The sequence below is a fragment of the Aliiroseovarius sp. D2-2 genome (assembly GCF_055809455.1).
The window spans coordinates 1,670,488-1,693,102 of record NZ_CM147913.1; the positions used below are offsets into that span (position 1 = coordinate 1,670,488).

The following is a 22,615-nucleotide window of genomic DNA, read 5'->3' on the forward strand; positions in this document are numbered from 1 at the left end:
GAATTCCAGTCCTACAACATCTGGTATCAGCAGGCCATGAGAAACTCTCGCGAAACGCGAAAGCCCCGGCCTCAGCTGGGGGTCCCTCGGGCTTTGTCCGGGGTTTCGTCGGCAAGCGGCCAATAGAAGTCGGGAGGGATTCCTGCCTCGGCGCGCTTTTCCTCGTTGAAAGGGGGTTTCAAAGCGCCGTGGAAGTATTTTCGAACCAAAGTGTGGAACGTATCTTTCGGGTCAAGTTCATGACGTCCACACAGGAAATGGAACCATTTAGAATCCATAGGCAACATGACCAACTTCTTCGGCATAGATCACCTCAAGCGCTGTCACGGTGTCGGGCAAATCCGCTTTGCGGAAGACCTCGATCATACCCGGGGTGACGTCTAATCCGCGCGCTTCCAACACCATTGGAACAACAGCAAGGCGGCCCAGGATGTCGTCCGCGGTATCTTCGGCAGCGCGCCACATTCCTGCATGAGCCGGTAGCGCGCCGTAATGGCTATCAAGGGCTTCAAGACAGTCGGATACCAGATTGAAATGCTTGGCTTCTTCATCTGCAGCCTTCACCCAGTCATCATAGAATCCCAAAGGCATTTTGGTGTCGGTGAAACGCGCGATGAGGTCCCAGTGCAGGTCCACGGCATTCAGCTCGATATGCGCAACCGCATGAAGAAGCGCGATCTGACCCGGACGGGAGCCGGGGCGTCGACGCGGGACGTCACGTGGATCTTTAAGCTCTGGCTTGTCTGGGCGCGCCGGGAATTCCGGGGGAGTGGCTTGCCCGATAATTGCCCCGCGTTCATCAAGGGGCGAGGTGATCTGCCCTGCCTCACGTGCCGCGAACCAAGCGCTGGCATAGGACCGGGCAAGGGCCGTTTTCTGTCGACCATCAGCAGTGCGAAGCACTTCGTTGGCCATTTCAGCCAAGGGTTTGAGCGGGTTGGTCATGCGCCACCCACCAAAGCACGCGCTTCAGCCAGTACGGCTTCGGCGTGTTCTTTGACTTTCACTTTTGTCCAAACCTGTGCAATCCGACCGTCTTCCCCAATCAGGAACGTCGTGCGGGTGATGCCCATATAGGTGCGGCCATAGTTCATCTTCTCACCCCAAGTGCCGTAACGCTCGCACACGTCGCCATCTGCGTCAGACAAAAGCGGAATGCCAAGCGCGTGCTTGGAGCGAAAGTTCTCGTGCCGTTTTAAGCTGTCTTTTGAGATGCCAAATACATGCACGCCCAGCTTTTGAAAGTCTGGCAGAAGAGATGTGAAATCAATTGCTTCTGTGGTGCAGCCCGGTGTGCTGTCCTTTGGATAAAAGAACAAAACGACCGGTCCTTTTGGCAATTCAGTAAGGGTGATGGGCTCGCCACCGTCCTGCGGAAGGGTGAAATCCGGCGCGATGTCGCCAATTGCGGACATAGTGTGGGTCATGTTTCTGGAAATCCTTCCGTCTAACGGTTAGAGCCAAAGCAGGTCCTGGCACCGGATTGTGTGTTGATCCGGCAAAGAGGTGATCTGCCGTAGAGGGCGCAGGCCGAATATGTAGGGAAAACTGAGCGTAAGCCGGTATTCAGGTCTTTCGCCGTCCCCAAGTTTTGGGCAGAATGATTGAAAACACAGGGGGCTGCAAGGGCCGGACTGACAGGCACAATGACCAGTGATGAAAAGCCAGACGTAGAACCAAATGATGGGCCCCGCAAGGATGGCGCGCAGGGCAAGGCGTTGGACACAGAGGTCTTGGATCACGACGCGGATCAGGCGGACGATACGCCCTCGGATGAGATTTCAATAGAGGAAGCCGAGGCCGCAGTTCTGGCGGCCAGCGCGCGAAGGTTACCCCTGCGCGGATTGATCGCGCAAGCCTTTCGGAAAATTGGGACGCCCCGGAGGAAAGAAAGCTTGGTCAAGCGCGACCAGTCAAAGTCTGATGACAAGACACATGCGCGCAAGTTCACCGTGCCACGCCTGCGCCGCCCAAAGCTTTCCCGTTCAACTCCTCCTCTCGATGTTGTTCCGTCTCGCGACGTTCCAAATACGGATACACCCGAGGTTTCGGTCCCCACGCCTCGTCGCAAAACACCGCGAAAGCTAAAGCGACGTTTGGGCGTTTGGTCCGTGTTTTTGATCGGTGCTGCGGCGCTGTTTTTGGTTCTGGTGTCGATGTCCGTCACGGGACGTGTGGTCGCAATGCCTGATTGGGTTGCGAAACGGGTTGAGGATCAACTGAACTCTCAAACCGATGCGGTTGGGCTGTCCCTGTCGAAGATTGAGCTTGGCATTGGTACCGATGGGCGCCCGCGCTTACGTCTTGTTGATCTGGGCGTGCGTGACGAAACAGGGCTAGAGATTGGACGTTTGAATGCCGTCGAAGGCTCGGTCTTCGTATTGCCGGTTTTGTCGGGGCGATTGGAACCCGCAACGTTAGAGCTGTCCGGAGCGCAAATCACAGTGCGCAGGCAGGCTGATGGTGCCTTTGATCTAAGTTTCGGGCAAGGGGTCGGCGCCAGCGGTGATTTCGCCACGGTCCTTGATGGCATTGATGATGTTTTCGCAAAGGGGGCGTTGTCCCACACCGATGAAATCCGGGCCGAGGCGCTGACCATCACGCTGGAAGACGCGCGAACAGGGCGGATTTGGCAGGTTACTGATGGGAAGCTTGTCATCACGCAGGATGCGGAACATGTCGACATGGTTCTGTCTTTTGACGTGTTTAATCAAACCGAAACGCTGGCTGAAACGATATTCGAATTTCGCAGCGCAAAGAACTCGTCCGAAGCCGCGTTTAAGGCGCGATTCCGCAATGCGCTTTCCAAAGATATCGCGGCACAATCCCCGCTTTTGGCGTTTCTAGGAGTTGTCGACGCGCCAATTTCAGGAGAGCTTCTGACAACCGTTGATGAAACCGGAGCCATCGCCGATTTGGCTGGGGCGTTGGAGTTCGGCGCAGGCGTTCTGTCCCCCAGCGAAGGCGCAAAGCCCGTGCGTTTTAACGGGGGAAGAGTTGCGATTGACTATGACCCGGAACGTGAGCGCATGGATTTCTCGGAAATGTCCATGTCGTCCGATTGGGTAGAGGCACGAGCCGCCGGACATGCCTATCTTCGTGGGTGGTCGGGCGGCTGGCCAAGCCAGCTTATCGGCCAGCTTCAGCTGTCTGATGCCCTGATCAACCCGTCTGATCTGTTTGAAGAAACGATCTTGCTTGGGGAAGGCGGGGCAGATTTCCGCCTTGAAATGGATCCGTTCGATGTGACGATTGGGCAGGCCTATGTCATGCATGAAAATCGCCGGATCGAAGGCAGCGGACGAATTGCAGCAGATCGCAAGGGTTGGAACCTGGCGTTTGACACCAGGGCCAATCAAGTCACCTCTGAACAGGTCATCGCCCTTTGGCCAGAAGCGCGCGGTGTTAAAAGCCGTGACTGGGTCCGGAAAAATGTATCCGGCGGGCAGTTCGAAGATGTCTCGTTTGCGTGGCGCAAACACGGTGAAGACCCGGCTTATCTGAACCTAGCGGCCTCGTTCAATGACATGACGATCCGTGCGGTGAAAAACATGCTGCCCATCGAAAACGCGGCAGGTCGTCTGGTGATTGAGGGGCGTCGCCTTTCCGTCTCGGCGGATCGGGGTGTTGTGCGACCCCGAGATGCGGACGGGGGCATTGCAGGTGTTCTGGATGTGTCTGGAACCAGCTTTATTATTCCAAAAATGGCCAAGCCGCGCCCGGTTGGGGAAGACCCAAATTCACCGCGCGCCCCTGTGCCGGCAGAGGTCGACTTGGCTGTAAGCGGTCCGATGACCGCCGCGCTTCATTTGCTGAACGCAAAACCGTTCCGCGTGTTCAGGGCAAGTGAGGGAAAACTGGGGCCTGATCTTGCAACGGGCCGTGCCTCGATCCGGGGGCGCATTGATATTCAGATGCAGCCCAAACCGCCGCGTGATGCGGTTTCCTATGATCTTGTTGGCGATCTTCGCCACATCGAAAGCTCTAAGATTGTTCCCAATCACGAGCTGCGCTTGCCGCAGGCTACGATCCGCTACACCGACACCTCGCTTAACCTTGAGGGGCAGGGGACGCTCTCGGGGCTTCCCGTGTCGGGAAGGTGGGAGCTTCCGTTCAAGGCGGGTAAAGCTGCAAGTCAGTCGGTTGTGTCCGGAAGCTTCCCTTTGAACGCCAAGATGCTGGATGTTTTCAACATCGGTTTACCGAAGGGATCGGTCAGTGGTGAAGGGCGCGGGAGCTATAAGATCGTGCTGGCCAAAGATACACCACCCCGACTGACACTCGACGGAGAATCTAAAAGGGGTTGGGCTGTCGATCGGTGCTTTGGGGTGGTCGAAGTCTAAGGGGTCGAATGGTCAGGTTAGTCTGACAGCCGATTTGGCAAAAGTGCCGCGTATTGATCAATTGGCGCTAACCGCACCGGGACTTTCCGCCGCAGGACGCGTGTCGATCAATCCGGAAGGGGGATTGGACACGGCAGCCTTCGACCGGGTGAAACTGGGGGGCTGGTTGGATGCACAGGTCACTTTGACTGGGCGCGGGGCAGGCGTTCCCGTGGCGGTTAACGTGAATGGCGGCACCATTGATATGCGGGGTGCCAAAATCGGATCAGGAAGCGGAGGAAGCACAGCAAGGGGCGAATTGCCCATTGATCTAAAGCTGGATCGTCTGACGATTTCCGAAGGTATTGTCCTGACACCGTTCGAAGGAAGTTTCACGAGCAGTGCAGCTGGCTTGTCGGGCAAGTTTGAAGGCCGTGTATCTGGGAAGCCCCGGATACGTGGTGTCGCAGCTGCCCAGCCGAAGGGCACAGCATTTCGCATTAATGCCAACAACGCAGGCGCCGTCCTGCGCGAGGCCGGTTTGTTCAAATCGGCCAAAGGCGGCAAGATGGAACTTGTTCTGGCCCCGGCCGGTGGCAAAGGTGTTTATGATGGCAACCTTAGCATCTCTGACAATATCGACGTGCACAACGCGCCAGCTATGGCCGAGCTTTTGTCAGCGATCTCGGTGATTGGGCTTTTGCAGCAGCTGGGTGGTCAGGGCATTCCGTTTACAGATGTCGACGCGCGCTTCCGGTTGGACCCCGAGAAGGTCACCATCTACGAAAGTGCTGCCTCCGGGCATTCGATGGGCATTTCCATGGATGGCTACTATTTCCTCGGGTCCAAGCAGATGAAGATGCAGGGCGTGATTTCCCCTTTCTATGTCGTGAACTCTGCCGGGCGAATTTTTGCCCGCAAAGGGGAAGGGCTGGTCGGGTTCAACTACCAGCTTGGCGGAACTGCGGCTTCGCCCCAAGTGTCAGTGAACCCGCTGTCTGTTTTCACACCCGGGTTCTTCCGCGACATCTTCCGGCGAGAGCCTCCTCCTAAACCTGAATGATTGACCTTCAAGTGGATCAGACCTATGTGCGCGGCCATGAAGCTGAGTGATTTTGATTTCGATCTGCCTGAAGATCTGATTGCAACCCGTCCGGTGCGACCGCGTACGGCAAGCCGTATGCTTGTGGCGACGAGTGATAGCATGACGGACGCCCATGTTAGTGATCTGACAGATTGGCTAAAGCCCGGTGATAGGCTTGTCCTGAACGATACCAAAGTCATTCCTGGCCGTCTTTTCGGGACGCGCACCCGTCCGGGGCAAGCCCCGGGTGAGGGCGTCGCGAATATCGAGGTGACTTTGCTGTCACCAGATGGGCAGGGCAAATGGCACGCGATGGCCAAACCGCTTCGTAAGCTGAAAGAGGGCGACGTCGTCACCTTCTCAGACTGGCTTTCAGCCGAGTTTGTCGGGCGCGATGATGATCAAGCCATTCTGTGCTTCAACCTTGAAGGCGACGCCTTCGATGAAGCGATTGATCAGGCTGGCAAGATGCCTCTTCCGCCCTATATCGCAGCCAAGCGTGCAGCGGATGATCAGGACAACGAGGACTATCAAACCGTCTTCGCGCGCAACATGGGCGCTGTGGCTGCACCCACCGCGTCCCTACATTTTGACGAGGCTTTGTTGGCCAAGATTGCCGCGATGGGCGTTGGCCTGACCCATGTCACGCTTCACGTTGGTGCGGGAACCTTCCTGCCCGTAAAGGTCGATGACGTTTCAGAACATAAAATGCACGCGGAATGGGGTGAGGTCAGCACCCAAGCCGCAAGCGAGATCAACGCGACCAAAGCCGCGGGTGGACGTGTCATTCCCGTTGGAACCACGGCGCTGCGTTTGATCGAAAGCGCAGCGATGGCTCCGGAAAGCATTGCGCCTTGGGTGGGGGAAACCGATATCTTCATCACCCCGGGCTTCCGCTTTCAGATTGCCGATGCCCTGATGACCAATTTCCACTTGCCGAAATCCACGCTGATGATGCTGGTGTCTGCGTTGATGGGAACCGAACGTATGCGGCAAGTCTATGACCATGCGATCAACAACCGTTATCGGTTTTTCTCGTATGGTGACAGCTCGCTTCTTCTTCCCTGATAAGGCCGGAACACGACTCTATTTAGTCGCGAATTGTCGTCACGTCTGCGCTGGGCGTAGCTAGACTGATCTTTACAGGTTTTCACAATTGGTCGGTGGGGGCGGTATGCTTCAGGTTCTGAAAAGCTCATGGGCACTTTTGCTCGGTATGATGCTTCTTATGGTGGGCAACGGTGTGCAAGGTACGCTGTTGGGCATCCGTGGTGGGCTTGAAGGCTTTTCAACCTTCGAGCTTTCCGTTGTCATGTCCGGCTACTTTGCGGGTTTCCTGTTTGGATCGCGCATGGCCCCGATTATGATCCGTCGCGTAGGACATGTGCGTGTCTTTGCGGCCCTTGGGTCTTTTATCTCGGCTGTTCTTATCCTTTACCCAGCGATGAATGACCCTTGGGCGTGGAGCGCCCTACGCGTGATCGTGGGCTTCTGCTTCTCGGGCGTTTACGTTACCGCAGAAAGCTGGCTGAACAACGCTGCCGACAACGCGAACCGTGGCAAGGCGCTTTCGCTTTATATGTTCGTCCAAATGATCGGAATTATCGCGGCACAAGGTTTGTTGGTGATAGGTGATCCGCAGGATTTCATCCTGTTCATCATCCCTTCAGTGCTAGTGTCCATCGCGTTTGCGCCGATCCTTCTATCAATTAATCCGACCCCAGCCTTTGAGACCACCAAAGGTCTTAGCCTGCGCGAGCTTTTCATCATCTCACCTTTGGGCTGCGTGGGCTTCCTGATCCTTGGCGGCGTGTTCGCGGCCCAGTTCGGCATGGCGTCAGTGTTCGGCCAACAGGCGGGGCTGTCCGTCGCGCAGATCTCGGGCTTTGTGTCGACTTTCTACATCGGTGGGCTGATATTGCAGTATCCAATCGGCTGGATTTCGGACCGAATGGATCGCCGTGTCTTGATTTTGATTGTGACCGCTGTGGCAGCTGTCGCAGGGCTGCTGCCCGTGGCGCTGGGACTGAGTTACTCGCTACTTTTGGTGGCGGCATTCCTGATGGGGGGGATGACCAACCCACTATATGCCCTGCTGCTGGCCTACGTGAATGACTTCCTGGATTCCGATGACATGCCTGCGGCGTCCGCCGGGTTGATCTTCATTAACGGAATGGGTGCCATTGCAGGCCCGATCGTTTCGGGTTGGGTGATGGGTGTCATGGGCCCCGCTGGGTTCTGGTTCTACATGGCGGTCCTTCTCGTGGTGTTGTTGGGCTATGGCCTGTGGCGCTCGACCCAACGCTCTGCCCCTGCACCACAAGAAACGGGTGCCTTTGTCACCATGGCACCTGCCGCTTCACCCGTGGCGGTGGATATGGCGCAGGAGTTCTGGGCGGACGAAGCAGAAGCGGCAGAAGACGAAGAGGGGTAATCGCGCCTTGCAGCTTTTCCACACCGCGCTAGGGTGGGAAGGTCAGCAGGGAGGAACCCATGTCAACACCTGAAGAAATCGTCCGGTTCTGGATCGACGAGACTGGGCCAGAGGGCTGGTACAACGGCACCGAAGCGCTTGATGACGAGATACGCAGCCGTTTCTTGGCAGATTGGGAAGCCGCCCGTGTAGGTGACCTGACCAGCTGGAAAGAAAGTGCACAAGGCACCTTAGGTTTCATCATTCTTACGGACCAGTTCCCGCGCAACATGTTTCGCGGGGATGCCAAAAGTTTCGCGACAGATGGTGTGGCGCTTTCTTGTGCTGATGCTGCGATCCAAGCGGGTCTCGACCTGCAAATCGATCTGCCCAATCGCCAGTTTTTCTACATGCCGTTCATGCACAGTGAGAAGACGACGGACCAAGATCGCTGCATTGATTTGATGGGCGACCGCATGTCTGACCCTCGTGGAGAAGGGGACACACTACACGCACGTGTTCACCGCGAAATTATCCGCAAATTTGGCCGCTTCCCGTATCGCAACGAGGCGTTGGGACGAGAAAGCAGCGCCGAGGAAACCGCATTCATTAAGGATGGCGGCTATGCGAGCATACGTGATGAAATGCAGAAAGGTGACGATTGACCCTATTTACGTAGGGTTTCGCTGAGCGAATAGCAGGGTTTCGCTGAGGTAATTGATCCGTTGAACAAAATAGTTTAATGGCAAACTACTTTTTGGATGAGGAGTGATCCCCCATGGCGGGTAAGGCATATGATACCATCGTGATCGGCGCAGGGCCGGGCGGTTATGTTGCAGCTATCCGGGCGGCTCAACTGGGCCAGAAGGTGGTAATCGTCGAACGCGAGCATTTGGGCGGTATCTGTCTGAACTGGGGTTGTATCCCAACCAAGGCGCTGTTGCGATCGGCTGAGGTGTTTCATTTGATGCACCGAGCCAAGGAATTTGGCCTGTCTGCCGGTAAGATCGACTATGATCTGCCCGCGATCGTAAAACGCTCGCGTGGCGTCGCAGCCCAGCTGTCCGGTGGCATCGGTCATCTGATGAAAAAGAACAAAGTCGACGTGGTGATGGGCGAAGCGACAATCCCTGCAAAGGGGAAGGTCTCGGTCAAGACCGAGAAAGGCACAGAAGAACTGACCGCCAAGAACACCGTGTTGGCCACAGGCGCGCGTGCACGTGAATTGCCGGGGCTCGAGGCTGATGGCGATCTGGTTTGGACCTACAAACACGCGTTGAACCCGCCGCGGATGCCGAAGAAACTCCTGGTTATTGGCTCCGGCGCGATTGGCATTGAATTTGCGAGCTTCTTCAACACGTTGGGTGCAGACACAACCGTCGTCGAAGTCATGGATCGCGTGTTGCCCGTGGAAGACGCCGAGATTTCGGCCTTCGCCAAGAAGTCCTTCGTCAAGCAGGGCATGAAGATCATGGAAAAAGCCATGGTCAAGCAACTGGATCGTGCCAAAGGCAAAGTCACCGCGCATATCGAAGTGGGCGGAAAGGTCGAAAAACAAGAGTTTGACACCGTGATCTCTGCCGTTGGGATCGTTGGCAATGTTGAAGGTTTGGGGCTAGAGGCGCTTGGCGTGAAGCTTGACCGGACCCATGTTGTGACGGATGCGCATTGCCGCACTGGCGTAGACGGGCTTTATGCCATCGGGGATATCGCCGGCGCACCTTGGCTCGCCCACAAAGCCAGCCATGAAGGTGTGATGGTTGCCGAACTGATCTCGGGCCTACATGCCCATCCTGTGAAGCCCGAAAGCATCCCCGGTTGCACCTATTGTCACCCGCAGGTGGCGTCGGTTGGCCTGTCCGAGGCGAAAGCGAAAGAACAGGGATACGAGATCAAAGTTGGCCGCTTCCCCTTCATCGGCAACGGCAAGGCCATTGCGATGGGCGATCCAGAAGGCATGATCAAAACCATCTTCGATGCCAAAACCGGTGAGCTTTTGGGGGCCCACATGGTTGGCCCGGAAGTGACCGAGATGATTCAGGGTTACGTGGTCGGCAAAACGCTGGAAACCACGGAAGAAGAGCTGATGCACACCGTCTTCCCGCATCCGACAATTTCGGAAAGCATGCATGAAGCCGTGCTGGATGCGTATGATCGCGTCATCCATATGTAAGGCAATGTAAATGAACAAAAAAGGCCGGGTCAATCGCCCGGCCTTTTTGTTTAAAGGATCGCGTGGGCAAGGATCATCACGACGCCGGAAAGCAGTGCATACGCAACGTCGACACCAATCGCGAAGCCCGACTTCTGTGCCCAAGCCCCAACCGATGCAGTCTGTGCTGCCACCGCAAGGATTGCGACCAGCGCGACTGTTAAAGCGCCGGTGGTTTTCGTCATTGCGATCACCAAAGCCAGCAAGGCAAGCGAGATTATCTGTGCGAACATCGGTCCAGCCGGCAGTTTCTCGGGTGGTTCTGGGCTGATCCGCGTGTCCTCGGCCCAGCGGTGCTGCAGACCAAGGAACGGGCCATAGATCAGGAAACCAAGCACGAAGGCTGCAACAATGCCCGCAACGAGAGCCAAGACATTCAAGCTGGAACCTTGACCGCGGCCAGCGCGTCAAGAATGCGGGTCCAGCCGCCATTGTGGTTGTCACGGCTTTCTTCGGAGGGGAAACGAACATGATGCAGACGGAGATCCGTTCCTCCATCATTTGGCGTGAAGTCGAGAGTAACAACCGAGTTCTCGACAGTGCTTGCTGGTGATTCCCACGTGAATTGCAGCTGATTGGGGCGGTCGATGACGATATACTTACCTTGATGAGGTAAATCGCCGGCTTCTGGAACACGCATCATGATCAGAAATTGGCCGCCGACCTTTGCGTCAACATTCGCCTCAGGAATGGTGACACCCGGTCCGGGGACCATGAATTTCGCCAGCATTTTTGGGTCCAGCCACGCATCGAACACGCGTTCAGGCGGGTGGGGGATGTGGCGTGTAATCTCAAGCGATAGTTCAGTCATTGTCGTCCTCCTTCAAGGCAGATTCTAGGGCGTCTAGGCGCATTGCCCAGATCGACCGGAGTTCGTTAAACCATTGATCAACAAGCGAAAGTGGCCCCATCTGAACCTCGATCAGATGTTCACGCCATTCAGTGCGACGTGTCACCAACCCTGCGGTTTCCAGTACTTTGATATGCTTTGAAACCGAGTTGAGACTGATGTCAAAACGCGCGGCGATATCTGTGATCCTAAGTGGGCCTTCCTGCGCGAGCAGTGTCAGGATGGCCCGTCGCGTTGGATCAGCTGAGGCCTTAAAAACCGCGGCAAGGCGGTCGCTATCTTGTTGTTCAACCATATGGGTGAATAACACGGCGTTTTCAGTCAGTCAACCTTTGGGGTGAATGATGTGTTAGGCAAAGAAAAACCGCGCAGGGCAGTGCCAGCGCGGTTTCCACAATCTTCAAGGGCAGGGACGTTAACGGGTGATCTCTCCGCCCGCTTGATGCCAATGTCCTAGCCCGCCAATGTTATAGACATCCTCGAACCCAAGGCGCTTTAGAACCTGCGCGCCTTGCGCTGAGCGTGCGCCGGATGCGCAATAAAGCGCAACGGGTTTTGACGTATCGATGGACGCATTAAAATCCGGTCCTTTCGGGTCGCACTGAAACGGCATCACCGAAAGGGGGACAACCACAGCGCCCTTTGCTTTGCCTGTCATTTGCACTTCGCCGTGGTCGCGCACGTCAATCAGGTTAATCTCGCCTGCATTCACTTTTGCGATCGCGTCGCGCGGGTCCATTTTTGTCCCGCCAGTCATGAAACCAAACATCTTGTTGCTCCTTTACGCATAGGCGTTTGAGAGGGGATATAGGCTTCAGTATACGCGGTTCAACCCATTTTGCCCATTAATATTCAAGAAAAGGAATGTAAGGGGTTGGTATGTCAGGTGTTGGCGGCATGTTCCTGCAATGTTCTAACTTTTCCATTGTCTCTCCTTTTTCTTTGCCCTAACGGTTAAGCAACGATGAATTGGGGGTCAGAATGGCCGAGCTGAAAGAAATACAAGTCCGCGGCGCACGCGAGCACAATCTGAAATCCATTGATGTGGATATTCCACGTGATCAGCTGGTGGTAATCACCGGGCTTTCGGGGTCTGGCAAGTCGTCTTTGGCCTTCGATACGATCTATGCGGAAGGGCAGCGGCGCTATGTGGAAAGCCTGTCGGCCTACGCGCGCCAGTTCCTTGATATGATGGAAAAACCCGATGTGGATCACATCGCAGGGCTGTCACCTGCGATATCCATCGAGCAAAAGACCACGTCTAAGAACCCTCGCTCAACCGTCGGCACTGTGACCGAGATTTATGACTACATGCGCCTGCTGTTTGCCCGCGCTGGAACGCCCTATTCCCCTGCCACCGGTCTACCGATTGAGGCCCAGCAGGTGCAAGATATGGTCGACCGCGTAATGCAGATGGAAGAAGGCACGCGCGCTTATCTTTTGGCCCCCATCGTGCGGGACCGAAAGGGTGAATATCGCAAGGAATTTCAAGAGCTTCAGAAGAAGGGCTTTCAGCGCGTCAAAGTAAATGGCGAGATGTATGAGCTGGACGCGCCACCCACATTGGACAAGAAATACCGTCACAACATCGACGTGGTGGTGGATCGCGTTGTGGTGCGTGAAGGGATGGAGCAGCGGCTGGCCGACAGTTTCCGCACAGCACTTGATCTGGCCGATGGCATTGCTTTGTTTGAGACCGCTCCGAAAGAGGGCGATCCAGAAATTCACACCTTCTCAGAAAATTTCGCCTGCCCGGAAAGTGGCTTCACCATTCCCGAGATCGAACCGCGTCTCTTCTCGTTTAACGCGCCGTTTGGGGCGTGTCCGGACTGTGATGGGTTGGGCAAAGAGCTGTTCTTTGATGAACGCCTTGTTGTGCCGGATGCGACGCTGAAGGTTTATGACGGGGCGCTGGCGCCGTGGCGTAAAGGCAAGTCGCCGTACTTCCTTCAAACGATTGAATCCATTGCGAAACATTACGAGTTCGACAAGAACACGCCGTGGAAAAACCTGCCCGCGCATGTGCAGCAGGTCTTTCTGTATGGCTCTGGTGAGGACGAGATCAAATTCCGCTTTGACGAAGGCGGACGCGTCTACGAAGTCACGCGCCCCTTCGAGGGCGTGATCCCCAATATGGAACGCCGCTATCGCGAGACGGATTCGAACTGGATCCGCGAAGAATTCGAACGTTACCAAAACAATCGGCCCTGTGGTGCATGTGGTGGATATCGTCTGAAAGACGAGGCTTTGGCCGTAAAGATCGGCTCTACCGATGGGCTTTTACATGTGGGGCAGGTGGTCGAAATGTCGATCCGCGAAGCCTTGGCCTGGGTCGAAGACGCGCCCAAACATCTGACCGCTCAGAAAAACGAAATTGCCCGCGCGATTCTGAAAGAAATTCGCGAGCGGCTTGGGTTCCTGAACAATGTGGGGCTGGAATATCTGACGCTTAGCCGCAACTCCGGCACGCTGTCGGGCGGTGAAAGTCAGCGCATTCGTCTGGCCAGCCAAATCGGGTCGGGTCTGACAGGCGTGCTTTATGTGTTGGATGAGCCGTCGATCGGGCTGCATCAGCGCGACAACGGCAGGCTTTTGACCACGCTCAAGAACCTGCGCGATCAGGGCAACACTGTGATTGTCGTTGAGCATGATGAAGAAGCCATCCGCGAGGCGGATTATGTCTTTGATATTGGTCCGGGGGCAGGTGTTCATGGCGGTGAAGTTATCGCCCACGGCACGCCTGCGGAAATCGAGGCCTGTGAGGCGTCTATCACCGGGCAGTATTTGACCGGAACGCGCGAAATCTCGGTGCCCGCGAAGCGGCGCAAGGGCAATGGCAAGAAGATCACCGTCAAGAAGGCCACGGGCAACAACCTGCAAAACGTCACAGCCGACTTCCCGCTGGCCAAGTTTGTCTGCGTGACCGGCGTGTCGGGCGGGGGCAAATCCACGCTGACGATTGAGACCTTGTTCAAGACCGCGTCGATGCGTCTGAACGGGGCGCGCCAGACACCTGCGCCTTGCGAAACGATCAAGGGGCTGGAACATCTGGACAAGGTGATCGACATCGATCAGCGCCCCATCGGGCGGACGCCGCGGTCTAACCCTGCGACCTATACCGGGGCGTTTACCCCCATTCGTGAATGGTTCGCGGGACTGCCTGAATCGAAAACCCGTGGCTATAAGCCCGGTCGCTTCAGCTTCAACGTAAAGGGCGGCCGGTGTGAGGCCTGTCAGGGTGACGGTGTCATAAAGATCGAGATGCATTTCCTGCCAGACGTCTATGTGCAATGTGAAACCTGCAAAGGTGCGCGGTATAATCGCGAAACGTTAGAGGTGCAGTTCAAAGGGAAATCCATCGCCGACGTGCTGGATATGACTGTCGAAGACGCGCAGGAATTCTTCCAAGCTGTACCAACCATCCGCGACAAGATGGATGCGCTGATGCGTGTTGGGCTGGGCTATATCAAAGTGGGTCAGCAGGCCACGACTTTGTCCGGCGGTGAAGCGCAGCGGGTGAAACTGTCGAAGGAGCTTTCGAAACGCTCGACCGGACGCACGCTCTATATTCTGGATGAACCCACGACGGGATTACATTTCGAAGATGTGCGTAAGCTTTTGGAAGTGCTGCATGAATTGGTGGATCAGGGAAATTCCGTGGTGGTGATTGAACACAATCTGGACGTTGTGAAGACCGCCGACCACATCATCGACATTGGCCCCGAGGGCGGCGATGGCGGCGGACAGGTCGTGGCCAAAGGCACGCCCGAGCAGGTGGCAAAAGTGGCCGAAAGCTACACCGGGCACTATTTGAAGGACATGTTGCCGTCATAGCCCGTCGGCAGAAAAGGGGGGCAAATGAGTGTGATTGAAAGCCGAAAACCAACGATTGGCCTTGCCCTTGGGTCGGGTGGCGCACGTGGCTGGTGCCATATCGGCGTCTTGCGCGCGCTGAATGAATTGGGGATTGAACCGGCTGTTGTGTCGGGCTGCTCGATGGGGGCCCTTGTCGGGGCAGCCTGGGCAGCCTGGGCGGCGGATCGGCTGGATGCGCTAGAGGCTTGGGTTCTCGCACTTACTCCTGGCAAATATGTTGGGTTGATGGATGTCCGACTAGGCTCAGGGGGTCTGGTTGAAGCGCGCGAGATCGAGGTGATGTTGCGCGACATCGGCGTGCCAGACCGGATCGAGGCGCTGCCTCGTCCTTTTGGGGCCGTCGCCACCGATATGGAGACAGGACGCGAAGATCTGGTTGCAGAAAGGGCCAACTTACCCCGCGGTGCGTGGGTCGGTTGGCATTCCCGGAGTTTTCAGCCCTATCCAGCACGAAGGGCACTGGCTGTTAGATGGCGGTTTGTCGAACCCTATCCCTGTCTCGATGGCGCGGGCGATGGGGGCCGAGGTGACGATTGCTGTGAACCCCAACGCCAAACCGCGCAGCCGGTTTTGGAAGCCACCCCAGCCCAGCCAGAGCGCCGAAGCTTGGGCCGCGTCGCAGTTGCCACCCGAATGGCATCAGGCGCTTGGATTGAACCCGGACGCCAAAGGCGAACCGGGAAAACCGAATTATTTCGAGGTGTTGAATGCCACGATTGACATAATGAGCGATCAAATCCGTCGCGCGCGACTGGCGGGTGATCCCCCGCATGTGTTGATCAATATGGGGTTCACCGATCTGACGGTGTTGGAATTGCATCGCGGAGCCGAGGCGATTGAGATGGGATATGTGCGGACCATGTCGCAGGCTGATCAGATCCTCGAGGCCTGCATGTAAAAAAGCCCGGCGACATGCCGGGCTTTTGCTTGGGTTCATCAGGGCTTAGCCGTCGAAATCGACTTCCTGAACCAGTTTCAAGGCATCTGCGCGGTGTCCGGCGACCTCCATCAGGTTCACCCCATCTGCGGTGAAATCACCCCAGCTGGTGACAATCTCATCAGCCTTTGTCCCCGGTGCGATCGGGTATTCATAATTCTGCGAGGCATAGATTTCCTGCGCTTTCGGCGAGGACAGGAATTCCATCAGCTTGATGGCGTTTTCCTTGTTTGGCGCGTGCTTGGCCAGCGCCATGCCTGATAGGTTCACATGCGTTCCCGAACCTTCAAAGGTTGGGAAGATCACGTTTACGCTGTCGGCCCAGGCGATCTGTTCCTCGTCTGCGAGCATTTTACCCATGTAATAGGTGTTGCCGATCGAGATGTCGCATTCGCCGGCCCAAATCGCCTTAACTTGTGCGCGGTCATTGCCCTGTGGCTTGCGGGCAAGGTTGGCTTTCACGCCTTCCAACCATGCTTTGGTTGCGGGGGCGTCATGGTGGGTCAAGTGGGCGGACACAAGGCCAAGCGTGTAGCTGTGCGTGCCCGAACGGGTGCAGATGCGGCCTTTCCATTTCGGGTCGGCGAGGTCCTCATAGGTGGTGACTTCGCCTTCCGCCACGCGGTCTTTTGATGCGTAAACGATACGCGCGCGTGAGGTCAGCCCGAACCATTGGTCTCCGGGGTCGCGATATTCAGCCGGGATGTTGGCATCCAGAGTGTCGGAATCAACGGGCTGGGTCAGCCCTGCTTCAACAACACCAGCCAGACGCGAAATGTCGACGGTCATGATCAGATCGGCGGGGCTGCGTTTTCCTTCGGCTTCAAGGCGTTCGATCACGCCTTGTTTCAGGAACGCGACGTTTACGGTCAGACCGGTTTCGTCCTGAAACGCATCCATCAACGGCTGGATCAGCTCGGGTTGACGGTAGGAATAGACATTAACCTCGTCAGCACTTGCAGCGGCGGGGGTTAGGGCTGTGGCCGCAATCAGGGCCGTGGCAAGCGAGCGAACAGTTTTCATCGAACAAATCTCCTTCGGTTTCGATAGCGCGCTTAAATCCGAGTCTTTCACTTGGGTCAATACCTGATTAAAATAATCGGAGAAAATGTCGCAGTCATTTTGCCGACCGTTCTGCCGCCTTTTCGGCCTCCCAGAATGCGTCCATTTCTTCCAGTGTGGACTGTTCCGGTGATTTGCCCTTCGCAGCCAATCTGCGTTCGATCCCCTTAAAGCGGCGTTCGAATTTTGCGTTGGCGTGACGCAAGGCCTCTTCAGGTTCGACGTTCAGGTGTCGCGCGAGATTGGCCATGACAAACAGCAAATCCCCCAGTTCTTCGCGAACTTCCTCTGGGCCTAAGTCGTCACGCGCCTCGGCCAGTTCGTGCGCTTCTTCTGTGATCTTGTCCAGCACCATGCCAATTTCGGGCCAGTCAAACCCAACGCGGGCAGCCCGTTTTTGCAGTTTTCCTGCGCGCAATAGGGCAGGCAGGCCAATCGCCACGCCATCCAGCACGCCGTCTTGAGCTTTCTCGGCTCGTTCGGCGGCTTTGATTGTCTCCCAGTCTCGGGTTTGTTGTTCGGCGGATTTATCCCGGTCCTCGTCCCCAAACACATGCGGATGACGCGCGACCATCTTGTCGGACATGGTGTCGGCCACTTCGTCAAAGCTGAACAGCCCTTTTTCCTCGGCCATCTGGGCGTGGAAGACGGATTGAAACAGCAAATCCCCCAGTTCGCCTTTCAGTTCGCCCCATGCCTCGCGCTCAATCGCGTCCGCGACCTCATATGCTTCTTCAATCGTGTAGGGGGCGATGGTTGCGAAGCCCTGTTCGATATCCCACGGGCAGCCAGTCTTAGGGTCGCGCAAACGCCGCATAATCTCGCGTAGACGGTCCATACCGCCCTTCGGGTCATGGACCAGCGCGTCAGAGGCGGCTTTGTTCAGCGTTTTGCTCATTGCATTCTGTGCCTTTTCGGGATTGTGTTTCGCCATATTGATAGGAGCAACTCATGCCAATCATCAACCGCATAGGTGCGTTTTCTGAGGATATGAAGGCGTGGCGTAGACATTTGCATGCCCATCCGGAGTTTGGGTTGGAGTGTCACGACACAGCTGCCTTTGTGGTCGACAAGCTGCGCGCCTTCGGTGTGGACGAGATTCACGAGAAGATTGGCGTGTCGGGTGTGGTGGCTGTGATCAACGGGCAGGGGGATGGTCCAACCATTGGTCTGCGTGCGGATATGGACGCGCTGCCCATGCCCGAAGAAACCGGGCTGGACCATGCATCGACCGTGCCGGGCATGATGCACGCCTGTGGTCATGACGGTCATACCACGATGCTTCTTGGGGCCGCGCGTTATCTGGCGGAAACACGAAACTTCAAAGGCCGTGTGGCGCTGATCTTCCAGCCAGCGGAAGAGAATTTCGGCGGGGCCAAATACATGTGCGACGAAGGCATGATGGATCGGTTCGACATCGCCGAGGTCTTTGCCCTTCACACGATGCCCGGCAATGAGGTGGGAAGTTTTTCAACGACACCCGGTCCGATCATGGCCGCAGTTGATACATTGCGTGTCACGATCACGGGGCGCGGTGGGCACGGGGCCTATCCGCACGAGACGATCGATCCGATCATCGCGATGGTTTCAATGGTGCAGGCGCTACAATCCATCCTGACGCGCAATTTGAACCCGATGGATGAGGCCGTGATTTCCGTCACTCAGATCGAGGGCGGCACGGCAGACAACATCACCCCCGAAACAGCGTGGTTCGGGGCCACGGTACGGTCGTTTGATCCCGACGTGCGCGACATGTTGGAAAGCCGCATACGTGATGTGATTGCGGGGCAGGCGGACAGCTTTGGCGTCACGGCAGACATTGACTATGACCGGGGCTATCCACCGACGATCAACACAGCCGGCGCGGTGGACGCCGCCGCGCAAGCCGCAATTGGTGTCTCGGGCGAAGCTTTGGTGCATCCCAATAGCGGGCGCGAGATGGGGGCCGAAGACTTTGCTTACATGTTGAACGAAAGGCCCGGCGCTTATCTGTTCATCGGGCAGGGCGAAGGCGCAGGCCTGCATCATCCGAAGTTTGACTTTAACGATGACGTCGCACCCATTGGGGCAAGCTTTTTTGCCCGGTTGGTCGAACAAAAGAACGCTGTGGGCTAATTTGATCAAATTACCTAGTCACCCTGAACGGCCTGTGCTACGACGGACAAAACAAGGAGCATCACCATGGCTTTGGAAGACGCAAGCAAACAGGTCGACACCGCGCTGACGCGCGATGGGTTCAAAGGATTGTCTTTTGAAAACACCTTTGGGGGTGTGACCTCGTTCCTGCGCCGACGCTATGCCAAAGACCTGACGGGCGTGGATATTGCGGTAACCGGAATACCCTTTGACCAAGCGGTGACCAACCGCCCCGGCACACGCCTTGGCCCACGCGCGATCCGCGAGGCATCCGCACTGCAATCGCCCGATCCGGCTTACGGCTGGGGCTTTGATGTGCTGTCTGAATTCGCCATCGCGGACTACGGCGATCTGGCCTTCGATTATGCCCATATCGACCAGTTCCCTGCGACGCTCGAGGCGCATATCGCGTCGATCCTCGATCAGGATGCGGCCTGTCTGACGCTGGGCGGGGATCACTACATCACCTTTCCGATCCTGCGCGCGCATGTGAAAAAACACGGGCCGTTAAGCCTTTTGCAATTTGATGCCCACACCGACACATGGGCGGATGACGACATGACCCGCGTGGATCATGGCACGATGTTTTATAAGGCCGTGAAAGAGGGGCTGATCGACCCCGCACGCTCGGTTCAGGTGGGCATTCGCACCACCAATGAAGATACGTTGGGTGTGAACATTATCGATGCGCGCGAAGTGCATGAAACCGGCCCTGCGGCGGTGGTTGAAAAGATCAAATCGATCCTTGGCGACAACAAGACCTATCTGACCTTTGACATCGACGCGCTGGACCCTGCCTTTGCGCCGGGAACAGGTACGCCGGTTTGGGGCGGTTTAACGTCCGCGCAGGCCTCGATCATCTTGCGCGACCTTGCTGGGATCAACCTTGTTGGCGGTGATATCGTCGAAGTCTCACCCCCCTTTGATACCTCCGGGGCCACGGCGATCGCTGGTGCGCATGTTGCGATGGAAATATTGAACCTTTGGGCCTATCCCAAACGTAGTTAACATTGTGAAGGCGGGATTTGGTCCTGTGACCACCGCAACAAGGGTTCGAAAGCACTATGAAAGTCGTTTTGACAATACTGGGCGTGGTCGCTCTGCTGCTGGCTGCGCTGGCCGTATATGCAAGATTGAAGCCAATTGATCAGGCGCGTTTTCATGCGACACCGGGGCCGGATGACGTGGGAGTTCACGAGCTAAAGGGCGGGGTGAAACATGTCGTACCTTTGACGGGCTTGCCGGAAGACGCCCTGAACAAACTGCTTAAAATCGTGCGTCAAACTGACGGGACAGTCGAAGTGCCTGCGGACCAAGGCCACAGCTTCGTGACGCGGTCGCGTTTGTTTGGTTTTCCCGATGTCACACGTATCTGGTTGGCGAACGACAATCTGCACATCCACGCGCATCTCGTCATTGGAAGTTCAGATGTTGGGGTTAATGGGCGTCGAGTGGGGCAATGGATTGAATTGCTCTCTGCTGCGTTGCGATGAAACGCAGCCCTGACCGGTATCACGCCAGATCGGGACGTTCAGGCTCATATCACATAGGGCCATAAACGCGCGCCCATCGACGAACAAACAGATCGACTGTCCAAGCTCAACCCGCCCGCCTTGGGTGTCGGTGCAATAGCAGTCGATCACCTTGCCACCCGGACCGGTGACATCCGCAAAAACCGGCGTGGTTAGCATCAGTAGTAAGAGTGGAGCACGGTAGAACATGCCTGCACTCTAGCACGCCTGTGCCCCTTGACCAAATCCACGTAATCATAGACACCATCCCCATGGTTCCTATGGTAAAACTCAACGCGATCACCGAGCGCTTTCAGTATATTGAAGCCCGTATGGCCGAAGGCCTGTCCGGTGATGAGATCGCCGCGCTGGGGCGCGAATATGCCGAATTGAAGCCGGTGGTCGACCAGATCGCCAACTTCCAGAAATTGTTGGATGATATCAGCGAAGCAGAGCTGATGCTGGATGATCCGGACATGCGCGAATTGGCCGAAGAAGAACTGCCTGAATTGCGTGCGCGTCTGCCTGAAATGGAACAATCGATGCGGTTGGTTTTGCTGCCCAAAGATGCAGCAGATGCCCGCCCTGCGATGATAGAAATTCGCCCCGGAACTGGCGGAGATGAAGCCGCACTTTTCGCGGGCGATCTGCTGCGCATGTATCAGCGCTATGCCGAAGCGCGCGGCTGGAAATTTGAAATTGTTGAACAAAGCCTTTCTGAACTTGGCGGCGTCAAAGAAGTCACCGCACATGTGAAAGGTGAAGGCGTTTTCGCACGGCTGAAATACGAAAGCGGTGTTCACCGTGTTCAGCGCGTGCCCGAGACTGAAAGCGGCGGACGTATTCATACCTCAGCAGCGACGGTGGCGGTGCTGCCGGAAGCGGAAGACGTGGACATTCAGATTGATGCGGGGGATCTGCGAATTGATACGATGCGCGCGTCTGGATCGGGTGGGCAGCACGTGAACACGACGGATTCTGCCGTGCGCATCACACATCTTCCCACGGGCATCATGGTGGTCAGCTCGGAAAAGTCCCAACACCGCAATCGCGAGATTGCCATGCAAGTCCTGAAAACGCGGCTTTACGACCTTGAACGCCAACGCGTTGACAGCGAGCGGGCCGCGGATCGGAAATCTCAGGTGGGATCGGGGGACCGCTCGGAACGGATCCGCACCTACAATTTCCCGCAAGGTCGCATGACTGACCACCGCATTAATCTGACGCTTTACAAGCTGGATCAGATCATGGGCGGTGATTTGGATGAGATCGTAGATGCTCTGACAGCCGAGGCGCAGGCGGCGCAGCTTGCGGATCTGGACGCGTGACGACCGCGTCGGTGCTGTTGGCGAAGGCTGTGGCGCAGTTGCGCGCAGCCGGGATTGAGGATCCAGCCCCTGATGCGCGTATTCTTTTGTCCCATGCTTTGCAGGTGGACCGCAGCCGTTTGACCTTGGTTCTGCAGGATGATGTCACGCCAGAGCAAACCGAAGCGTTCGAACGGTCAGTTAAGGCCCGCTGTAATCGTCAGCCCGTTGCACAGATCATTGGATTGCGTGCGTTTTACGGACGGGACTTCATTGTCACCCAAGACGTGCTTGACCCGCGGCCAGACACAGAGCTGATCGTTGACTTGGCAAAATCTGTGCCGTTCACATCGGTGCTGGACCTTGGAACGGGCTCTGGCTGCATATTGCTAAGCCTTCTGGCCGAGGTGCCCACGGCAATCGGGGTAGGGGTGGACCTATCAGAAAAGGCCTTAGAGGTCGCTGATCGCAATGCAACGTTGCTGGATGTTAGGACGCGGGCAACTCTGTTGCAGGGCAGCTGGTTTGACCCATTAGAACCTGCCAAACAGTTTGACCTGATTGTTTCGAACCCGCCTTACATTACGAAAGACGAGATGGGTGCCCTAGCGCCGGAAGTCCACAATTGGGAACCCCATGTGGCGCTGACGCCAGGGGGCGACGGGCTGGATGCCTATCGCTGCATTGTTAGCCGTGCGGCAGAGTTTCTTGCCCCAAGCGGCCGGATGCTACTTGAAATCGGCTATCTACAGGCCGCAGACGTCACAGCTCTGTGCCTTGCCGCCGGGTTTAAAGATGTGCTGGTGCATAAGGATCTGGCGGGAAAAGATCGCGTTGTTGCAGCCTCGGGTCTGGTTCGGGCCTAAACGCTCCGGTGTGTTCGAAACCCCCAAATGGCGCAAAAT

Annotated in this window: 20 protein-coding genes and 3 pseudogenes; 15 read left to right on the forward strand and 8 right to left on the reverse strand. The window is 56.5% G+C overall.

From position 1 onward, the window contains the following. Nucleotides 1-71: 71 nt before the first annotated feature. Both AC0L6A_RS08205 and bcp read right to left on the reverse strand, forming a co-directional pair. A pseudogene (locus AC0L6A_RS08205) lies at nt 72-915 on the reverse strand (ferritin-like domain-containing protein). Between the two features lie 26 nt (nt 916-941). Beyond that, nucleotides 942-1,427 (reverse strand): thioredoxin-dependent thiol peroxidase, encoded by a 486-nt coding sequence (gene bcp, locus AC0L6A_RS08210; RefSeq protein ID WP_473289158.1) that lies wholly within the window; start codon nt 1,425-1,427, stop codon nt 942-944. A gap of 219 nt (nt 1,428-1,646) precedes the next feature. Between bcp and AC0L6A_RS08215 the strand changes: the two genes are divergently transcribed. From AC0L6A_RS08215 to lpdA, 6 genes are all read left to right on the forward strand, one after another. Beyond that, complete coding sequence (locus AC0L6A_RS08215) at nt 1,647-4,343, forward strand: hypothetical protein (RefSeq protein ID WP_473289160.1); 2,697 nt, start codon at nt 1,647-1,649, stop codon at nt 4,341-4,343. A 43-nt stretch (nt 4,344-4,386) separates the two neighbouring features. Continuing rightward, entirely contained in the window at nt 4,387-5,385 is a 999-nt protein-coding gene (locus AC0L6A_RS08220) for a hypothetical protein (RefSeq protein WP_473289162.1), read from the forward strand. Nucleotides 5,386-5,421: 36 nt separating this feature from the next. Further along, nucleotides 5,422-6,474, forward strand: coding sequence for a tRNA preQ1(34) S-adenosylmethionine ribosyltransferase-isomerase QueA (gene queA, locus AC0L6A_RS08225; RefSeq protein ID WP_473289164.1), 1,053 nt, complete (start codon nt 5,422-5,424; stop codon nt 6,472-6,474). A gap of 106 nt (nt 6,475-6,580) precedes the next feature. Beyond that, nucleotides 6,581-7,840 (forward strand): MFS transporter, encoded by a 1,260-nt coding sequence (locus AC0L6A_RS08230; RefSeq protein ID WP_473289166.1) that lies wholly within the window; start codon nt 6,581-6,583, stop codon nt 7,838-7,840. Between the two features lie 59 nt (nt 7,841-7,899). Then, nucleotides 7,900-8,484 (forward strand): DUF924 family protein, encoded by a 585-nt coding sequence (locus tag AC0L6A_RS08235; protein ID WP_473289167.1) that lies wholly within the window; start codon nt 7,900-7,902, stop codon nt 8,482-8,484. Between the two features lie 113 nt (nt 8,485-8,597). Continuing rightward, nucleotides 8,598-9,992 carry a dihydrolipoyl dehydrogenase gene (gene lpdA / locus AC0L6A_RS08240; protein ID WP_473289169.1) on the forward strand — a complete coding sequence of 465 codons (1,395 nt, stop codon included), beginning with the start codon at nt 8,598-8,600 and terminating at the stop codon, nt 9,990-9,992. 50 nt (nt 9,993-10,042) lie between these two features. Here the strand turns inward: lpdA and AC0L6A_RS08245 are convergent, their stop codons facing one another. From AC0L6A_RS08245 to AC0L6A_RS08260, 4 genes are all read right to left on the reverse strand, one after another. Continuing rightward, nucleotides 10,043-10,402, reverse strand: a complete 360-nt coding sequence (locus AC0L6A_RS08245; protein ID WP_473289170.1) for a DUF1761 family protein — start codon at nt 10,400-10,402, stop codon at nt 10,043-10,045. Between the two features lie 5 nt (nt 10,403-10,407). Next, complete coding sequence (locus AC0L6A_RS08250) at nt 10,408-10,842, reverse strand: SRPBCC family protein (protein ID WP_473289171.1); 435 nt, start codon at nt 10,840-10,842, stop codon at nt 10,408-10,410. Continuing rightward, complete coding sequence (locus AC0L6A_RS08255; protein WP_473289173.1) at nt 10,835-11,176, reverse strand: ArsR/SmtB family transcription factor; 342 nt, start codon at nt 11,174-11,176, stop codon at nt 10,835-10,837. The genes AC0L6A_RS08250 and AC0L6A_RS08255 overlap by 8 nt, the downstream gene beginning before the upstream one ends. Before the next feature lie 120 nt (nt 11,177-11,296). Continuing rightward, nucleotides 11,297-11,650 carry a rhodanese-like domain-containing protein gene (locus tag AC0L6A_RS08260; protein ID WP_473289175.1) on the reverse strand — a complete coding sequence of 118 codons (354 nt, stop codon included), beginning with the start codon at nt 11,648-11,650 and terminating at the stop codon, nt 11,297-11,299. A 212-nt stretch (nt 11,651-11,862) separates the two neighbouring features. Here AC0L6A_RS08260 and uvrA point away from each other — a divergent pair, with 212 nt between their 5' ends. The 4 genes and pseudogenes from uvrA (at nt 11,863) to AC0L6A_RS08280 (ending at nt 15,655) form a co-directional block, all read left to right on the forward strand. Then, nucleotides 11,863-14,715, forward strand: a complete 2,853-nt coding sequence (uvrA, locus tag AC0L6A_RS08265) for an excinuclease ABC subunit UvrA (RefSeq protein ID WP_473289177.1) — start codon at nt 11,863-11,865, stop codon at nt 14,713-14,715. A gap of 24 nt (nt 14,716-14,739) precedes the next feature. Then, a pseudogene (locus AC0L6A_RS08270) lies at nt 14,740-15,096 on the forward strand (patatin-like phospholipase family protein); the annotation flags it as partial. 64 nt (nt 15,097-15,160) lie between these two features. Then, nucleotides 15,161-15,211 (forward strand): annotated as a pseudogene (locus tag AC0L6A_RS08275) (hypothetical protein); the annotation flags it as partial. A 270-nt stretch (nt 15,212-15,481) separates the two neighbouring features. Next, the gene (locus tag AC0L6A_RS08280; RefSeq protein WP_473293528.1) at nt 15,482-15,655 is read left to right on the forward strand and encodes a hypothetical protein; all 174 of its coding nucleotides are present in this window, start codon (nt 15,482-15,484) and stop codon (nt 15,653-15,655) included. Nucleotides 15,656-15,700: 45 nt separating this feature from the next. Here the strand turns inward: AC0L6A_RS08280 and AC0L6A_RS08285 are convergent, their stop codons facing one another. Both AC0L6A_RS08285 and mazG read right to left on the reverse strand, forming a co-directional pair. Continuing rightward, the gene (locus AC0L6A_RS08285; RefSeq protein WP_473289179.1) at nt 15,701-16,717 is read right to left on the reverse strand and encodes a Fe(3+) ABC transporter substrate-binding protein; all 1,017 of its coding nucleotides are present in this window, start codon (nt 16,715-16,717) and stop codon (nt 15,701-15,703) included. Between the two features lie 94 nt (nt 16,718-16,811). Then, nucleotides 16,812-17,654 carry a nucleoside triphosphate pyrophosphohydrolase gene (gene mazG, locus AC0L6A_RS08290; protein WP_473289181.1) on the reverse strand — a complete coding sequence of 281 codons (843 nt, stop codon included), beginning with the start codon at nt 17,652-17,654 and terminating at the stop codon, nt 16,812-16,814. Nucleotides 17,655-17,707: 53 nt separating this feature from the next. Between mazG and AC0L6A_RS08295 the strand changes: the two genes are divergently transcribed. The 5 genes from AC0L6A_RS08295 to prmC all read left to right on the forward strand — a co-directional run bounded on the left by AC0L6A_RS08295 (nt 17,708) and on the right by prmC (nt 22,576). Continuing rightward, a complete protein-coding gene (locus AC0L6A_RS08295) occupies nt 17,708-18,871 on the forward strand; it encodes a M20 aminoacylase family protein (RefSeq protein WP_473289183.1) in 1,164 nt (387 codons plus the stop codon). Between the two features lie 66 nt (nt 18,872-18,937). After that, nucleotides 18,938-19,900, forward strand: a complete 963-nt coding sequence (gene speB / locus AC0L6A_RS08300; RefSeq protein WP_473289185.1) for an agmatinase — start codon at nt 18,938-18,940, stop codon at nt 19,898-19,900. Between the two features lie 56 nt (nt 19,901-19,956). After that, entirely contained in the window at nt 19,957-20,385 is a 429-nt protein-coding gene (locus tag AC0L6A_RS08305; protein WP_473289187.1) for a DUF1499 domain-containing protein, read from the forward strand. Nucleotides 20,386-20,675: 290 nt separating this feature from the next. Next, complete coding sequence (prfA, locus tag AC0L6A_RS08310) at nt 20,676-21,731, forward strand: peptide chain release factor 1 (RefSeq protein ID WP_473289189.1); 1,056 nt, start codon at nt 20,676-20,678, stop codon at nt 21,729-21,731. Continuing rightward, complete coding sequence (prmC, locus tag AC0L6A_RS08315; protein ID WP_473289191.1) at nt 21,728-22,576, forward strand: peptide chain release factor N(5)-glutamine methyltransferase; 849 nt, start codon at nt 21,728-21,730, stop codon at nt 22,574-22,576. Before prfA ends, prmC begins: the two co-directional genes overlap by 4 nt. Nucleotides 22,577-22,615 lie beyond the last annotated feature (39 nt).

Coding starts and splice junctions, on each gene's coding strand:
- bcp (WP_473289158.1), bottom strand. CDS start 1,427: ATGACCCACACTATGTCCGCAATTGGCGACATCGCGCCGGATTTCACC.
- AC0L6A_RS08215 (WP_473289160.1), top strand. CDS start 1,647: ATGACCAGTGATGAAAAGCCAGACGTAGAACCAAATGATGGGCCCCGC.
- queA (WP_473289164.1), top strand. CDS start 5,422: ATGAAGCTGAGTGATTTTGATTTCGATCTGCCTGAAGATCTGATTGCA.
- AC0L6A_RS08230 (WP_473289166.1), top strand. CDS start 6,581: ATGCTTCAGGTTCTGAAAAGCTCATGGGCACTTTTGCTCGGTATGATG.
- AC0L6A_RS08235 (WP_473289167.1), top strand. CDS start 7,900: ATGTCAACACCTGAAGAAATCGTCCGGTTCTGGATCGACGAGACTGGG.
- lpdA (WP_473289169.1), top strand. CDS start 8,598: ATGGCGGGTAAGGCATATGATACCATCGTGATCGGCGCAGGGCCGGGC.
- AC0L6A_RS08250 (WP_473289171.1), bottom strand. CDS start 10,842: ATGACTGAACTATCGCTTGAGATTACACGCCACATCCCCCACCCGCCT.
- AC0L6A_RS08255 (WP_473289173.1), bottom strand. CDS start 11,176: ATGGTTGAACAACAAGATAGCGACCGCCTTGCCGCGGTTTTTAAGGCC.
- AC0L6A_RS08260 (WP_473289175.1), bottom strand. CDS start 11,650: ATGTTTGGTTTCATGACTGGCGGGACAAAAATGGACCCGCGCGACGCG.
- uvrA (WP_473289177.1), top strand. CDS start 11,863: ATGGCCGAGCTGAAAGAAATACAAGTCCGCGGCGCACGCGAGCACAAT.
- AC0L6A_RS08280 (WP_473293528.1), top strand. CDS start 15,482: ATGAGCGATCAAATCCGTCGCGCGCGACTGGCGGGTGATCCCCCGCAT.
- AC0L6A_RS08285 (WP_473289179.1), bottom strand. CDS start 16,717: ATGAAAACTGTTCGCTCGCTTGCCACGGCCCTGATTGCGGCCACAGCC.
- mazG (WP_473289181.1), bottom strand. CDS start 17,654: ATGAGCAAAACGCTGAACAAAGCCGCCTCTGACGCGCTGGTCCATGAC.
- AC0L6A_RS08295 (WP_473289183.1), top strand. CDS start 17,708: ATGCCAATCATCAACCGCATAGGTGCGTTTTCTGAGGATATGAAGGCG.
- speB (WP_473289185.1), top strand. CDS start 18,938: ATGGCTTTGGAAGACGCAAGCAAACAGGTCGACACCGCGCTGACGCGC.
- AC0L6A_RS08305 (WP_473289187.1), top strand. CDS start 19,957: ATGAAAGTCGTTTTGACAATACTGGGCGTGGTCGCTCTGCTGCTGGCT.
- prfA (WP_473289189.1), top strand. CDS start 20,676: ATGGTTCCTATGGTAAAACTCAACGCGATCACCGAGCGCTTTCAGTAT.